Genomic DNA, 14,399 nt, shown 5'->3' on the forward strand with positions numbered 1-14,399 from the left:
CGCTCCGGGCCCCACGCTACGTCGCGGTGCGGCGGATGCCAGGGGATTGACAGTCGTGGCGTTCTCTGCCTGTGCCGATCAGGCGGCGAGCCCCTCGACGACCCGACGCGCGACCGACGCGCTCGACTGCGGGTTCTGCCCCGAGATGAGGTTGCCGTCGACGACGACGTGGTCGCTCCATGGGGCCGCCGAGTCGATGGTCGCGCCGGCCTCGCGGAGCGTCGACTCCACCCACCACGGCGTGTTCTCGCCCGTTCCGCCGGTGCGCTCCTCCTCGTCGGTGAAGACGGTGAGGCGTCGGCCGGCGAACGCGTTCGAGCCGTCGGGAAGCTTCGCGGACAGCAGTGCGGCCGGGCCGTGGCAGAACGGCGCGATGATGGTGCCCGCCGCGTCCGCGGCGATCAGGACCCGTCCCGTCGCGGCGTCGAACGCGAGGTCGGCCATCGGGCCGTGGCCGCCGGGGAGCACGATGGCGGCGTAGGCCGACGCGTCGACGTCGGCGATCGGCACGGCGGCGGCGAGCTCGTCGGCGATCGACGCGAGGTACCCGCGAAGCTGCTCGACCGTGTCGGCGCTGCCGACGACGGCGGGATCGAGGCTCACGGCGTCGACCGTCGGCGTGACGCCGCCCGGCGTCGCGATGGTGACCGCATGTCCGGCCTCCGTGAGATCACGGTGGGCGGTCACGAGCTCCTCGGCCCAGAAGCCGGTGGGGTGCTCGGAACCGTCCTTCATGGTGAGGCTGGTGGCGGCGGTGACGATCATGAGGATGTCGCTCATGGGTGGTGCTTCCGTTCTGTCGTTGCGGTGGTGGATGGGGGGCCCGCGTCAGGCGCGGTGGAACTCGGCCGGGTGCGGGCCGGTGCGTCCGTCGCGCTCGAGGCCGTCGATCGCCGCGAGCTCGGATGCCGCGAGCTCGAAGCCGAACACGTCGAAGTTCTCGGCGATGCGGGCCGGGGTGACCGATTTGGGGATCACGATGCGGCCCTGCTGCAGGTGCCACCGCAGCACGACCTGGGCGGGCGTACGACCGTGTGCGGCGGCGATCGCGGTGATCGCGGGGTCGTCGAGCACGGCGCCCTGCGCCAGCGGGCTCCATGCCTCGGTCGCGATGCCGAGGCGGTCGTTCGCAGCGACGACCCTCCGATTCTGCAGGGCCGGGTGGAGCTCCACCTGGTTCACCGCGGGCACGACCGAGCCCTCGGCGACGAGGCGGTCGAGGTGCTCGGGCTCGAAGTTCGAGACGCCGATCGCACGGACCCGGCCGTCGGCGGCCAGGCGCTCGAGGGCCCGCCACGTGTCGACGTAGCGGTCGCGGTCGGGCGTCGGCCAGTGGATCAGGTACAGGTCGAGCTGCTCGAGTCCGAGCTTCGCGAGGCTCGCGTCGAAGGCGCGCAGCGTGTCGTCGTGGCCCTGGTCGGAGTTCCACACCTTCGAGGTGACGAACAGCTCGTCCCGGGTGAGGCCCGACGCGGCGATGGCACGCCCGACGCCCTCCTCGTTGCCGTAGACAGCGGCGGTGTCGATGCTCCGGTAGCCGACCTCGAGGGCGGCGGCGACCGCGGCCTGCGTCTCGTCGTTCGGCACCTGGAAGACGCCGAAGCCGAGCTGCGGCATCCGGACGCCGTTGTTCAGGGTGAGGGTGGGGACGGTCGCGGTGGTCATGCGTTCCTTTCGGTGGTCGGACTGGCGTGGGAGCAGGGCTGGAGTGGGAGCAGGGCGGGGAGGGTGGAGCGGGCGTCAGGCGACGGATGCCACGGGGCGCGTGTCGGCCGAGGCGTCGCGCTCGCCGGGGCCGGCGACGCGCTCGGAGCGGGTCGACCGCGCGGCCCGCGCCGACGTCGCGGCGACGACCATCACGATGAGCGCGCCCAGGGTGATGGCGGCGCCGACCCAGATCGGCGACGTGTAGCCGAGCCCGGCCGCGATCGCGGTGCCGCCGGCCCAGGCGCCGAGCGCGTTGCCGAGGTTGAACGCGCCGATGTTGGCGCCCGAGGCGAGCGTGGGTGCGTCGGCGGCGGAGCGCATGACGCGGCTCTGCAGGGCGGGCACGGTGCCGAAGCCGAGCGCGCCCATGGCGACGAGGAGGACGATCGTGGCGACGGGGCTCCACGCCAGCCAGGCGAAGAGCGCCAGCACGACGACGAGTGCGGCGATGAAGCCGAGCAGGGTGCCGTCGATGGAGCGGTCGGCGAGCCGCCCGCCGACCCAGTTGCCGACGACCAGGCCGGCGCCGAAGAGCACGAGCAGCCAGGGCACCGCGCCCGAGTCGAAGCCGCTCACCTCGGTGAGCGTGTAGGCGATGTACGTGAACGCACCGAACATGCCGCCGAAGCCGAGCACGGTGACGGTGAGCGAGAGCCAGACCTGGCCCGACCGGAATGCGCCCAGTTCGCGACGCAGGCTGGGAATCGGCGTGCCGGCGGCGGGCTTCGGCACGAGCGTCGCGATGCCCACGAGCGCGACGACGCCGATGGCCGAGATGACCCAGAACGTCGACCGCCAGCCGTACTGCTGGCCGAGGAAGGTGCCGAGCGGCACGCCGAGCACGTTCGCGGCCGTGAGTCCGGTGAACATGATGGCGATGGCTCCGGCCGCGCGGTCGGGAGCCACGAGGCTCGCGGCCACGACGGAACCGATGCCGAAGAAGGCGCCGTGGCAGAGGGCGGCGACGATACGCCCGGTCATCATGAGCTCGTACGTGGGGGCCATGGCCGAGATCGCGTTGCCGGCGATGAAGAGCACGAGCAGGCCCATGAGCACGGGCTTGCGGGGGAGCCTGATCGTGGCGGCGGTGAGGCCGAGCGCGCCGACGACGACGGCGAGGGCGTAGCCCGAGATGAACCAGCCCGCCTGCGCCTCGGTCACGCCGAAGTCGGCGGCCACCTCGGGCAGCAGGCCCATGATGACGAACTCGGTGAGGCCGATGCCGAATCCGCCGATGGCGAGGGCGAGAAGGCCGAGTGGCATGCGCAGAACTCCGATACACTCGTCGTAGTAGTTGCAAACGCGCGCTATTGCGAACGCGGGCTCAATGGTTGCACACGCAAATAGAAAGCGCAAGCAACTATCTCACGGACCAGGAGGATCGCATGGGCATCGCCGACGACGCCGTCGAGGTCCGCGCGCACGGCTGGCGCACGCTCGCCGCGCTGCACGGCATGATCGAGTCCGAGCTCGAACGCGCGCTCGCGGCATCCGTCGACCTCTCGGTCGTGGAGTACACGGTGCTCGACGCGCTCAGCAGGCAGCACGGCTGGCACATGCGCATGCAGCAGCTCGCCCGCGCGGCCGCGTTGAGCCCGAGCGCCACCACGCGGCTCGTCAATCGCCTCGAGGATCGGATGCTGCTCACGCGCGTGCTCTGCGCCGACGACCGCCGTGGCATCTACACGGAGCTCACGGCGGCCGGGCGGGCGCTCGTCGAGCGGGCACGGCCCATCCACGACGAGGCGCTCGAGCGTGTGCTCGCCGACGCGGCGGAGCAGCCCGAGCTGGCCCCCGTGGTCGAGGCGCTGACGCCCGTCTAGGCGGGCGCGTCGGCTCCGGTCGTACCACCGGTGCCCGAGATGTTCAGCAGCCAGGTGACGCCGAACCGGTCGGTCACCATGCCGAAAGCGTCGCCCCACGGCGCGACCTCGAGCGGCTGCAGCACGGTGCCGCCGTCGGCGAGCTTGTCCCAGTAGGCGCGCAGGGTGGCGTCGTCGTCGCCCGAGAGCGACACGGAGAACCCGGCCGGCTCGCGGTACTCCATGTGCTTGGGCGTGTCGGCGGCCATCAGGGTGAGGCCCGGGCCGTCGAGCTGGCCGTGCATGACGAGGTCGCTGTCGGCCGGATCCTCCGCCGACTGGAAGTCGGCGAAGGTGCTCACGTTGAGCTCGCCGCCGAAGACGGAGTGGTAGAACTCGAGCGCCTCGCGGGCGTTGTCCTTGAAGTTCAGGTACGGGTTGAGCGTGACGGGCATGGTGGCCTCCAGATCGTCGTCGTTCCTCCGCCCGATTCTGCTCCGATCCGCGCAGCGACGCGAGGGTCGTTCGTGAACGGATCAGATCGGGCGGGTGAACGCGACGCGGTGCTCGCCGGGGCCGTCGTAGTCGCGCCAGGCCAGGACGCCGTCGACCTCGGTGTCTCCCGTGGCCGTGAAGCCCATCGCCCGGTGGAACTCCTGCGACCGGTGATTGCCGGGTCCCGTGATCGCGTCGACGCGGCGGCATCCGCTCGCCCGCATCTCGTCGAAGAAGCGCTCGTAGAGGATGCGTGCCAGCCCGTGCCCGCGGAGGTCGGGCCGCACGCCGACGAAGTGGATGTACGCGGCATCCGGTGACGACTGCGAGCGGAAGCCGATGAGGAAGGCCGCGAGGCCGCCGTCGGCATGGGGATCGTCGACGATCGTGGAGGTGTCGGCGAAGTGCTGGAAGAACAGCCGGGGGAGCAGGCGCCAGAGCGACTCGGTGCCGGGGAGGCCCCACCAGTCGGGGATCGCGGCGACCACCCGCGCGTGGTCGTCGACCGTGGCGCGGCGGAAGGCGAGGGCGGAGAGCGGCGCGGTCAGCGGCGTGGGCGTGTCGGCATCCATGGAGTCGATTCTGCGTGTTGACACGTCCTTGTGGCAGGCGTACGTTGTAATCAATCAACCCGTTGATCAAGTAAATAGTTGATCACGAGAATGGCGAGGAGGCGCACGATGATCGTCGATCCGAGCAGTGACGACCGCCTCGACCGGGCCTTCATGGCCTTGGCCGACCCGGTCCGCCGCCGCATCGTCGCCCGCCTCAGCCGCGGACCGGCCACGGTCAACGAACTGGCCGAGCCGTTCCAGATCACCAAGCAGGCCGTCTCGAAGCACATCCAGGTGCTCGAGCACGCCGGGCTCGTCTCGCGAACCCGCGACGCGCAGCGTCGGCCCGTGCACCTCGAGTCGGCCCAGCTCGAAGCCCTCACCGCGTGGATCGACCGCTACCGGCTGATCCACGAGCAGCAGTTCCGATCGCTCGACGCGCTGCTCGCCGGCACCACCACCAGCGGCACGGATGCCGCATCGCCAGAGCCCGGCCACAGCGCCGGCACCGCACAGGAAGAACCGGAATCATGACCAACGCAGTCACCATCACCGCACCCGAAGGACTCCCCTTCATCGAGATCGTCCGCGACTTCGACGCCCCTGTCGAGGCCGTGTTCAACGCCCACCGCGAGCCTGAGCTCGTCCGGCAGTGGCTCGGCCCGCAGGGCTACGAGATGGACATCGAGCGCTGGGACTTCACGACCCAGGGCGGCTACCGCTACGTGCACCGCACGCCCGACGGCGACGCGTGGGCGTTCAACGGCACGTTCCACTCGGTGCGTGAGAACGAGTTCGCCGTGCAGACCTTCGAGTTCGAGGGCATGCCCGACGTCGTGGCCATCGAGACCATCGCGTTCGAGGACCTCGGCGACGGCCGCACGCGCCTGCGCATCCACTCTACCTACCCCGCGGTCGAGGCCCGCGACGGCATGGTCGCCAGCGGTATGGAGACCGGCCTCCGCGAGGGCTACGAGCGGCTCGACGCCCTCGTCGCCGGCTGAACGCACGCGAACCGCACGACCACCAGGAACGGAGCACACCATGGACTGGACGCTCGAGGTCGTCCTCATCCCGTCGAGCGACATCGACCGGGCCGTCGCGTTCTACCGCGACCAGGTCGGGTTCGCGCTCGACCACGACACCCGCAACGAGCACATGCACGTCGTGCAGCTCACTCCGAGAGGGTCGGGCTGCTCGATCGTGATCGGCGACCTGCCCGCGCAGACCGAGATGGCGCCCGGCTCCATGCGGGGCCTCCAGCTCGTCGTCGCCGACGCGGCCGCCGCCCGCGACGAGCTCGTCTCCCGCGGTGTCGAGTGCAGTGAGATCACCGTCTTCGACGAGCGCGACGGCGGCACCTTCTTCGGCTTCGCCGACCCCGACGGCAACACGTGGGCCGTGCAGCAGATCAAGGCCCGCGCCGCGCATCCCCTCATCCCCGTCGAGGCCAGGCAGCGGTTCGGCGCCGAGCAGGACGGCTGACGCCGGCAGCGATCGGCGAGCGGATGCCGCGGCCGGTCCCTTCACGCGAGGGGGTCGGCCGCGGCATCCGTGTCTCGTGCACGCTCGGGGCATTGCGCGCGACCGGCCCGGCGTGGATCATGAACCGGGGGGTTCATGCATGGGGAGGCAGGCGAAGGCGACCTGGATCGGCGAGCACGGTCGTGCGGCGGCGGTCACGCTCCATCTGGAGGCCGCCGGATTGCAGATCTCGGGCGAGCGCCGGGCGCAGGTGCCGAGGTCGGCGTGGTCGGAGGTCGAGGCCGCCGACGGCGTGGTGTCGTTCGTGGCAGATGGTGAGACCTACCGGTTCCGCCTCGGCAGCACCGCCGCGGCGTGGGTCCGCGCGCTGACGACGCCGCCGCCCACGCTCGCCGAGAAGCTCGGTGTGGCGAAGGGGGAGACCGTCGCGGTGCGGGGCGACCTGCCGTTGCCCGAGCTCGACGACGCGCTCGCCGGGGCGGCGCGGGTGCCGCCGTGGGAGTCCGACGTGGTCGTGGTCGTGGTGCGCAGCGACGACGAGCTCGACGCGCTGCCGGTGTGGTTCCGCGAGTGCGGCATCGGCACGCATGTGTGGGTCGTGCACGGCAAGGGCCGCGAGAGCACTGCCCCGGGCGACAACGCGGTGCGCGCGGTGATGCGCTCGGCGGGATGGCGCGACACGAAGGTCAGCGCGGTCGGCGGCCCCTGGTCGGCGACGAGGTACTCGCCGGTGCGGGCGTCGTGAGCGGGTGGTGGAGATGAGCGGGGTGCAGCGATGAGCGGGCGGTCGTCGTGAGCGGGGTCGAGGTGCTGCGGTACGCGGCGTTCACCGACGACCCCGACGGGGGCAACCCGGCGGGCATCGTGCTCGACGCCTCCGCACTCGACGATGCCGAGATGCAGCGGATCGCCGCAGAGGTCGACTTCGCCGAGACGGCGTTCGTCACCGGGCGCCACGGCGACGCCCGGGTGCTCCGGTTCTTCTCGCCGATCGCCGAGGTGCCGTTCTGCGGGCACACCACCATCGCGACCGCCGTGGTCATCGCCGAGCACGAGGGCTCCGGCCGGGTGACGTTCGACACGCCCGTCGGCGAGATCGTCATCGACACGAGCGACGACGGGTCGGGTCCGCGGGCGGCGTTCACGAGCGTCGACACCGACCTCGCGCACTTCCCCGAGTTCGTGCTCGACGCGCTGCTCGAGCTCATCGCCGTCGACCGCACCCAGCTCGACGAGCGCTACCCGCCGCGGCTCGCGTTCGCCGGCAACTGGCACCCGGTCATCGTCATCACGGAGCCGGCGGCGTTCGACGGATTCCGCTTCGATCCGGGCGCCGTGCGGGCCTTCATGGACGCGCAGGGCTGGCCTGCGACCATCACCGTGCTGCATCGCACGATGGACGCCCCCGACGGCGTCATGCGGTTCGAGGCGCGCAACCTCTTCCCGGTGGGGCGCATCACCGAGGACCCCGCCACGGGGTCTGCCGCCGCCGCCGTCGGCGGGTACCTTCGCGGCCTCGGCGCGGTGCGCCCGCCGCAGCGCGTGCGCATCGAGCAGGGGCGGCACGTCGGGCGTCCCGGCGAGCTCGTGGTCGACATCCCCGAGCACGGCGGCGTCGTCGTCAGCGGTCGCGCCGTGCCGATGCGCTGAGGGCGGGTCTAGGCTCGAACGCGGCGCCACGCGGCATCCGTCGCCCGTGCTCGACCCGCCACGCGAACTCGGAGGTTTCCCATGCAGACCCGCACCCTCGGACGCACCGGCCGCACCGTCTCGGTCATCGGCCTCGGCACCTGGCAGCTCGGCGCCGACTGGGGCGACGTCGACGAGGCCGACGCGCTCGCCGTGCTCGACGCCGCCCACGAGGCCGGCGTCACCTTCTTCGACACGGCCGACGTCTACGGCGACGGCCGCAGCGAGACGCTCATCGGCCGGTGGCTGCGCGAGCACCCCGACTCGGGCGTCACCGTCGCCACGAAGATGGGCCGACGGATGCCGCAGGAGCACGAGAACTACTCCCTCGAGCACTTCCGCGCCTGGACCGATCGCTCACGCGCCAACCTCGGCGTCGACACCCTCGACCTCGTGCAGCTGCACTGCCCGCCCACCTCCGTCTACGGCGACGACCGCGTGTTCGACGCGCTCGACACCCTCGTGGAGGAAGGCGCCATCGCGAACTACGGCGTCAGCGTCGAGAAGGTCGAGGAGGCACTCACCGCGATCGCGCGTCCCCACGTGGCATCCGTGCAGATCATCCTCAACGCGTTCCGGCTGAAGCCCCTCGACGACGTGCTGCCCGCCGCCCGGGAGGCCGGCGTCGGCATCATCGCCCGCGTGCCGCTCGCGAGCGGGCTGCTCTCGGGCCGCTACACGCTCGACACGGAGTTCGCCGCGAACGACCACCGCAGCTTCAACCGCCACGGCGAGTCCTTCGACGTCGGCGAGACCTTCTCGGGCGTCGACTACGCCACCGGCGTGCGCGCTGCCGGCGAGTTCACCGAGCTGGCGAGGGCGGCCGCACCGGATGCCTCGGCCGCGCAGGTCGCCCTCGCGTGGATCGCCGCGCAGGACGGCGTGAGCTCGGTCATCCCCGGGGCGCGCAACCCCGAGCAGGCGCGCGCGAACGCCGCGGCCGGATCGCTCGAGCTGCCCGCCGGGTTCGACGAGTCGGTGCGCGGGCTGTACGACCGCGAGATCCGCGCCCAGGTGCACTCCCGCTGGTAACCGGCGCCGCGCCGGGGATCAGGAAACGATTTCCCACAGCGGCCCCCGGAGTCGATACGCTGCACACGTGGGGTGTCGGCGGGGGGCTGACGGAAACTCGAGTCGGGCGCGAAGCAGCGGCCGACGGAACTTCGTGCTGCGGCGCGCGGTCCAGAACCCATTCCCTCGGCGTGCGATGTGGCGCGCGATGGATCGGCACCCCGATCCCATCGATGGAAGGAATGCCGGGTGAACACACTGGGGGACATCACTTCGGAGCAGTCAGGAGCGGGAGCGGGAGCGGCGCGGGTGCGGCTGCGCTCGCTGGGCGTTCGAACGCCGGCCGCACGCACGGCCGCGCTCGCCGCCGCCGGTCTCATGGTCGTCGCATTGGGCGTCGTGCATCAGGCGCAGGCCGCCCACGCCGCCGAACTCGTACGGGCCAGGTCGGCCGCCGTGGCCGCCGTCGGCGACCGGGTCGGCATCGGCGCGAGCGGCCTCGACGTCGCGGCGGCGCAGCTGCGGTCGGCCACCTCGCTGGCCACCGACGCCACGGTGGAGGTGCAGGCGACGCTCGATGCCGCCAGTGCCGAGCTCGGCGCCGACCGGGTCGCCGGGCTCTCGTCGCTGCGCGACGGCCTGCTGGCCGCTGCGCGCCTCGGCGGTTCCGCGCCGTCGCTCGCCGAGCGCGCAGCCGCGCTCAGGGCCGAAGCGGCCGTCGTCGCGACCGCGCTCGCCGAGCATCGCGCCGCCGAGGCCGCCCGGATCGCTGCGGAGGCCGCCGCGGCGGCCGAGGCCGCGAGGGTTGCCGCGAGCGCCGCAGCTGCAGCGGCAGCGGAGGCCGAGTCCGCGTTCGAGTCCGAAGGCATCGGAGGTACGGGAGGCACCGGCGGGGGGAGCTCGGCCGCCGCGCCGGCCGCCGCCGAGTCGTCCGGCTTCGACGCCAGTCTCTACCCGGGCCTTCCGCCGGCACCGCGCGACGAGGACTGCGGCCCGTGCACCGGCAAGGAGATGGTGCCCATCCTCGTCGGCGACACCTATCGGTGGGGCTGCCACGCCTAGCCGAAGCGACGGCGAGCACCGCGAGCGCGTCGGGCGTTCCTGATTCGGGGCGCCCGACGCGGTCGGTGGTGAAGCGGCGCCGGTTCCGGCGCCACCCGCCGCTCGCCGCTCAGTACGGCCGCCTCCCGATGGCGAGCAACGACCACCCGTAGAGGATCGCGATCACGCCGGTACCGGCGGCCAGGAGCGCGACGCCGAAGGCGACGATCGAGGTGAACAGGGAGGTGCGCAGGTAGGAGGCGGTGGCGGCGGTCTCGCGCAGCGGGTCGTCCTGGTCGAGCTCGGCGTACGTCTTGCCGCCCGTCAACTCGAGGGTGTGCTTCTGGATGACCTCGGCCTGCGCCCAGGCGGTCAGCGGGTCGGTGACCGGAGCACCCTGCATGAACGCCGCGTCCTCGGCGACGGTGATGTTCTCCTCGGAGAGCTGGACCGTCACGCCGATCCACGCCGCGATGCCGCCGACGACCATCAAGGCACCCACGATGATGCCGACGATGCCCGCGAAGCGGGAAGGTCCGCCGGCTCGACCCGGCTGTTCGGTGCTCGCGGCGGTCGCGCTGTCGATCTGATCCCCCATGGCCTGATTCCCCCTCGCAGTGCGGCCCCTCCGCCCACGCGTGCAGCGTACCGGCGGGGGTCGGAGGGATGGAAGGGCCTCGTCGGACCTGCGGGCCGAGGGTCCGGCGCGACGGATAGGCTCGTGCGATGAGCCGCTCACCCGCCGTACTGCATCCGGCACGGCGCGCGTGATCGACATCCTCACCGGGTTCGCGGTGATCGCGCTCGCCGTCTTCGTGGGCTGGCTCGCGGCCCGAGTCGGCGTGCTCGGGCCGGGCGCCCGGCCGGTGCTGGCGAAGCTCAACTTCAACGTGCTCGCGCCGTTCCTGCTGTTCTCGGTGCTCGCGACCGCCGACGTTCGGTCGCTGTTCTCGGCGCTCCTGCCGGTGTCGGCGCTCGCCGCCATCGCGATGATGCTCGTCTTCGCGCTCGTGTCGCTCATCCTCTGGCGCCGCGGGCTGCCGCGCACCGTGATCGGCTCGCTCGCGTCGGGCTACGTGAACGGCAACAACTTCGGCATCCCGATCGCCGTGTACATGCTCGGGGACGCCGCCTACTCGGCGCCGGTCGTGCTGCTGCAGCTGCTGCTGTTCGCGCCGCTCGCGCTGGCGGTGCTCGGCGCGACGGTCGAGGGGCGCACGTCGGCGTGGGTGATCGTGCGATCCACCCTGACGAATCCGATCATCGTCGGATCCCTCCTCGGGGTGCTCGTCGCGGTCACGGGAATCGAGCTGCCGCCGATCGTGCTCGAGCCGATCGAGCTCATCGGCCATGCGGCCGTGCCGCTCATGCTCATCGCCTACGGCCTGTCGCTGCACGGCCAGCGCCTGCTCGAACCGGGCACCGGCCGCCGCGACGTGCTCGTCGCCAGCGTGTTGAAGCTCGTCGCCATGCCGGTCGCCGCCTGGGCGTTCGGTCGGTTCGTGTTCGGCCTCGACGGCCTCGACCTCTACGCGGTCACCGTGCTCGCGGCGCTGCCGACCGCGCAGAACGTCTTCGTGTTCGCGCAGCGCTACGAGACGGCCGAGGTCGTCGCGCGCGACACCGTGTTCCTCACCACCATCGGGTCGGTCCCCGTGCTCCTCGCGGTGGCGTTGCTGCTGGGCTGACCCGACGCGGCAGGATGGTCGCGAACGAAGGAGATCGCATGCCGTTCCTCACCGACGACGGACGCCCGCTCGACGAGCTCGTGCTCGCGCAGCGGCCCGCCGACGGCTACCGCTTCCACGTACGCGCCCCGTTCGTGTACGAGGACCCCGTGTCGGGGCGGAGCTACCGCGTGCCGGCCCGTCCGCCGGGTGCACCCGACCCGCGACCCGACGAGCGCGAGCCGCGCGTGCACGGCATCACCGACCTCGCCTCGGTGCCGATGTGGCTCTGGAGCTTCATCGCGAGCTACGGCCGGCAGTCGGCGCCGGCGATCTTGCACGACGAGCGCTCGGTGGACGCCGCGGAACTCGGCGATCGGCGGGCGGCGCTCGCCCAGCGCCGGGAGGACGACCGGGTGTTCCGCACGGGGCTCCGCGAGCAGCGCGTGCCGCTGCTCCGGTCGTGGCTGATGTGGGCATGGGTGGCCGCCGACCGTGAGCGCGAGTTCGGCGGGGTGGCCGGCGTGCTGCTGCTCGTGCAGGTGATCGTGGGCACGATCGTGGGGCTCGGGGCGTCCGTCGCCGCGTTCTGGCAGCCGTGGTGGCTGGTCGCACTGCCCATCGTGGTACTGGCCGCCCTGCCGTGGCGGTCGCTGGCGCCGCTCGTGCTCGTGCTCACCGGCTCGCTCGTGGTGCTCGGCCCGCTGCTGGCGGTGCACCTCGTCGCGCTCGCCCTGTTCCGGCTGGTGGAGGCCATCGTCGAGGTGCTCGGCGGAGGCGACCCGCGCGAAGTCGTGCGCCCCACGGTGCTGCCGGCGTCGCCGAGCGACGCCGACTGACCGGCCCGGTCAGGCCCCGGGCGGCTGCTGACCGGGGGTCCACCCGTGGAAGTGCTTCGCCCACCACGTCGCCCAGGGCCCGTCGGGCTGGAGGCGGGCCCGGCGAGCGGCGAGCTCCGCCTGGTACTCCTGGCTCGCGATCGCGACGCCGAGCCGCATCCGCTCCGTCGGGGGCAGCACGGTCGCACGGTCGTCGAGCGTCCGCTGCTCGGGAACGACCCGCGGCGCGGGCGAGAACCGCGGCTCGACGATGACGAACGCTGCGACGATCGCGAGGAGCGCCGCGTCGATCGCGAGCGACGCGGCATCGGGCTGCGGTTCCCACCAGTCGAGGATGGCGAACCACACCACCACGGCCGCACCGATCACGTACAGCGCGCGTGGGACCGCGGTGAGCACGAGCCACGTCCGAACGTCGAGCGGGCAACGGTCCCAGACGATCGACCGCTCGGTCTGCTTCTGCATCAGCTGGTTCAGCCAGATGAGCAGCGCTGCGAGCAGCGCGGAGGCGATCACCCAGCCGATCACCGTGAGGCGGGGCGGGTCGGCATCGTCGTCGATGAGGAACGCGACCGAGGCGGAAGCGGCGGAGCCGTCGAGCCCCGGGACGAGTGCGATGGCCGATCCGATCGCGCCGGCGATGGTCGTGATGAGCCAGGCGAAGACCGCGGACATGCCGGACAGCCCGGGCAGCATCGCGGCGATGAACAGGGCGGCGATGGTGCTCAGCCCGAGGGACTTCTTGTCGATCACGACGAGGCGGTTGCGGATGTAGTCGACGGGGGCCGCGACGGTCGGGAAGTCGGGACCGAGCAGGTGTCGGACGGTGGGCTCGACCACCTGCACGGTGTTCGCGTAGTAGACGCCGTGGTCGAGCCAGGGCTGGCTCGTGTTGTGCACGGCATGCTCCTCGGGTCCGAGGGCGAGCGTCTCATCCGAGGGGAAGTACGCGGCCTGCCAGCGCTTGCGAGCGTCAGCCGGGGTGTCGGCGATGGGGCCCGCGGAGAACGGGTCCCAGATCGCCCAATGGTTCGCCCAGGCGACCCGGTCCTCGGGCGCGGCGTCGCGGTTCCGCTCGATCCAGGTCTTGACGGGCGTGTACTCGTCCTTGCGGCCCTGCCACTTCTCCCGTCCGAGCAGCACGACCGCGGCTCCGACCGTCGTGAGTCGCCGCACGTTGAACGACTTCGGCTCGAGCTCCTCGAACAGGGCGAACGTCGCGACGGCGGCGCCCTGAGAATGAGCGAACAGGTGCACCTCGCCGTCGTCGCCGACGAGCTGCTTCGCGTGGGCGAGAGCGTCGCGCACGACGAGCCGCATCGCGGAGGCGCGCACGGGCCGCTCCTTCCAGGAGGCGACGTCGCCGATCGACTCGACGAGGCCGTCGAGCACGCCCTGGGCGATGTTCTTGAACCACGGGATGAGCAGCAATGGGCTCAACAACGGGAGGATCGGCGTGAGCACGACGCCGAGGAGCACGAGGAACAGCCAGACCACGGCGAACGCGATCGTGTTGACGAGCAGGCGGATGCCGTCGACGAGGAAGTTCATCGTGCGGGGGAGCAGCAGCGCCTGGCGGGGTGCACGGAGGTGGTGCCCCAGCGTGAGCGCCGAGAGCACCACCATGGTGTTCCAGAAGAGGTCGAGCGTGCGCGTGATCACCCGCCACATGAACGGCACCGCCCAGCGGAACACCTGTGCGCGGGTCATCGGCACGAATGATTCCGACCAGCGGGCCTCGAGGATCGCGATCCTGCGCTCGACGGTCTCGGGTGGGGCATCCGGGGCAGCGGGATCACGGCGCTTCGGGAACCGGACGGTGGCGGTGACCACGGGCGTGTCGCCCGAGAGGTCCGAGTCGTGGATCGTCACCCCATGACTCTCGTCGGCGCCGATGATCCGGTCCCGTGCGACCCAGTCCATACGCTCCAGGAGCGGCTCCGCCCACTCGAGCAGGATCTGGCTCTTGAACGCATTGCCCATGCCGTGGACCACGACCAGGGCGACGTCGAACGCGCCATCGTCGGGCGCCTTGGCCGATTCCGAGCCCGCTGCGGGGGCGATGAGCATGAGGTCCTCCTGCGTCGACGGCGCGCCGATGCGTTGACG

The 14,399-nt window shown here is 71.9% G+C and carries 17 protein-coding genes; 10 read left to right on the forward strand and 7 right to left on the reverse strand.

Translation table 11 applies throughout. The features are described 5' to 3' along the window. Positions 1 to 78 precede the first annotated feature (78 nt). From J2X63_RS11010 to J2X63_RS11020, 3 genes are all read right to left on the reverse strand, one after another. A complete protein-coding gene (locus tag J2X63_RS11010) occupies positions 79 to 780 on the reverse strand; it encodes a type 1 glutamine amidotransferase domain-containing protein (RefSeq protein ID WP_309976994.1) in 702 nt (233 codons plus the stop codon). A gap of 48 nt (positions 781 to 828) precedes the next feature. Continuing rightward, entirely contained in the window at positions 829 to 1,665 is an 837-nt protein-coding gene (locus J2X63_RS11015) for an aldo/keto reductase (RefSeq protein WP_309976995.1), read from the reverse strand. Positions 1,666 to 1,740: 75 nt separating this feature from the next. Continuing rightward, entirely contained in the window at positions 1,741 to 2,970 is a 1,230-nt protein-coding gene (locus tag J2X63_RS11020) for an MFS transporter (protein WP_309976996.1), read from the reverse strand. 122 nt (positions 2,971 to 3,092) lie between these two features. Here J2X63_RS11020 and J2X63_RS11025 point away from each other — a divergent pair, with 122 nt between their 5' ends. After that, positions 3,093 to 3,530, forward strand: a complete 438-nt coding sequence (locus J2X63_RS11025; RefSeq protein WP_309976998.1) for a MarR family transcriptional regulator — start codon at positions 3,093 to 3,095, stop codon at positions 3,528 to 3,530. Here J2X63_RS11025 and J2X63_RS11030 read toward each other — a convergent pair. Further along, positions 3,527 to 3,964 (reverse strand): VOC family protein, encoded by a 438-nt coding sequence (locus tag J2X63_RS11030; RefSeq protein WP_309977000.1) that lies wholly within the window; start codon positions 3,962 to 3,964, stop codon positions 3,527 to 3,529. The genes J2X63_RS11025 and J2X63_RS11030 overlap by 4 nt on opposite strands. 81 nt (positions 3,965 to 4,045) lie before the next feature. After that, a complete protein-coding gene (locus J2X63_RS11035) occupies positions 4,046 to 4,576 on the reverse strand; it encodes a GNAT family N-acetyltransferase (RefSeq protein WP_309977002.1) in 531 nt (176 codons plus the stop codon). Positions 4,577 to 4,684: 108 nt separating this feature from the next. On the opposite strand from J2X63_RS11035, the gene J2X63_RS11040 reads away from it, so the two are divergent. The 7 genes from J2X63_RS11040 (at position 4,685) to J2X63_RS11070 (ending at position 9,805) form a co-directional block, all read left to right on the forward strand. Further along, complete coding sequence (locus tag J2X63_RS11040; RefSeq protein ID WP_309977004.1) at positions 4,685 to 5,092, forward strand: metalloregulator ArsR/SmtB family transcription factor; 408 nt, start codon at positions 4,685 to 4,687, stop codon at positions 5,090 to 5,092. Beyond that, positions 5,089 to 5,562: an SRPBCC family protein gene (locus tag J2X63_RS11045; protein WP_309977005.1), complete on the forward strand. Its 474-nt coding sequence runs from the start codon at positions 5,089 to 5,091 to the stop codon at positions 5,560 to 5,562. The genes J2X63_RS11040 and J2X63_RS11045 overlap by 4 nt, the downstream gene beginning before the upstream one ends. Before the next feature lie 40 nt (positions 5,563 to 5,602). Further along, positions 5,603 to 6,043: a VOC family protein gene (locus J2X63_RS11050; RefSeq protein WP_309977007.1), complete on the forward strand. Its 441-nt coding sequence runs from the start codon at positions 5,603 to 5,605 to the stop codon at positions 6,041 to 6,043. Positions 6,044 to 6,182: 139 nt separating this feature from the next. Further along, entirely contained in the window at positions 6,183 to 6,788 is a 606-nt protein-coding gene (locus tag J2X63_RS11055; RefSeq protein ID WP_309977009.1) for a hypothetical protein, read from the forward strand. Positions 6,789 to 6,835: 47 nt separating this feature from the next. Next, positions 6,836 to 7,693 carry a PhzF family phenazine biosynthesis protein gene (locus J2X63_RS11060; protein ID WP_309977011.1) on the forward strand — a complete coding sequence of 286 codons (858 nt, stop codon included), beginning with the start codon at positions 6,836 to 6,838 and terminating at the stop codon, positions 7,691 to 7,693. A gap of 81 nt (positions 7,694 to 7,774) precedes the next feature. Beyond that, positions 7,775 to 8,764, forward strand: a complete 990-nt coding sequence (locus J2X63_RS11065; RefSeq protein WP_309977013.1) for an aldo/keto reductase — start codon at positions 7,775 to 7,777, stop codon at positions 8,762 to 8,764. 228 nt (positions 8,765 to 8,992) lie between these two features. After that, positions 8,993 to 9,805 (forward strand): hypothetical protein, encoded by an 813-nt coding sequence (locus J2X63_RS11070; protein WP_309977015.1) that lies wholly within the window; start codon positions 8,993 to 8,995, stop codon positions 9,803 to 9,805. Between the two features lie 109 nt (positions 9,806 to 9,914). On the opposite strand, the gene J2X63_RS11075 is transcribed toward J2X63_RS11070, so the two are convergent. After that, entirely contained in the window at positions 9,915 to 10,382 is a 468-nt protein-coding gene (locus tag J2X63_RS11075; RefSeq protein ID WP_309977017.1) for an aromatic ring-opening dioxygenase LigA, read from the reverse strand. 169 nt (positions 10,383 to 10,551) lie between these two features. On the opposite strand from J2X63_RS11075, the gene J2X63_RS11080 reads away from it, so the two are divergent. Together J2X63_RS11080 and J2X63_RS11085 are read left to right on the forward strand one after the other, a co-directional pair. After that, a complete protein-coding gene (locus J2X63_RS11080) occupies positions 10,552 to 11,472 on the forward strand; it encodes an AEC family transporter (RefSeq protein WP_309977019.1) in 921 nt (306 codons plus the stop codon). 38 nt (positions 11,473 to 11,510) lie between these two features. Beyond that, positions 11,511 to 12,290, forward strand: coding sequence for a DUF1353 domain-containing protein (locus J2X63_RS11085; protein WP_309977021.1), 780 nt, complete (start codon positions 11,511 to 11,513; stop codon positions 12,288 to 12,290). A 9-nt stretch (positions 12,291 to 12,299) separates the two neighbouring features. On the opposite strand, the gene J2X63_RS11090 is transcribed toward J2X63_RS11085, so the two are convergent. Continuing rightward, positions 12,300 to 14,360 carry a hypothetical protein gene (locus J2X63_RS11090; RefSeq protein ID WP_309977022.1) on the reverse strand — a complete coding sequence of 687 codons (2,061 nt, stop codon included), beginning with the start codon at positions 14,358 to 14,360 and terminating at the stop codon, positions 12,300 to 12,302. Between the last annotated feature and the right edge of the window lie 39 nt (positions 14,361 to 14,399).

It is taken from the genome of Agromyces sp. 3263 (genome assembly GCF_031456545.1).
Classification (GTDB): Bacteria; Actinomycetota; Actinomycetes; order Actinomycetales; family Microbacteriaceae; genus Agromyces.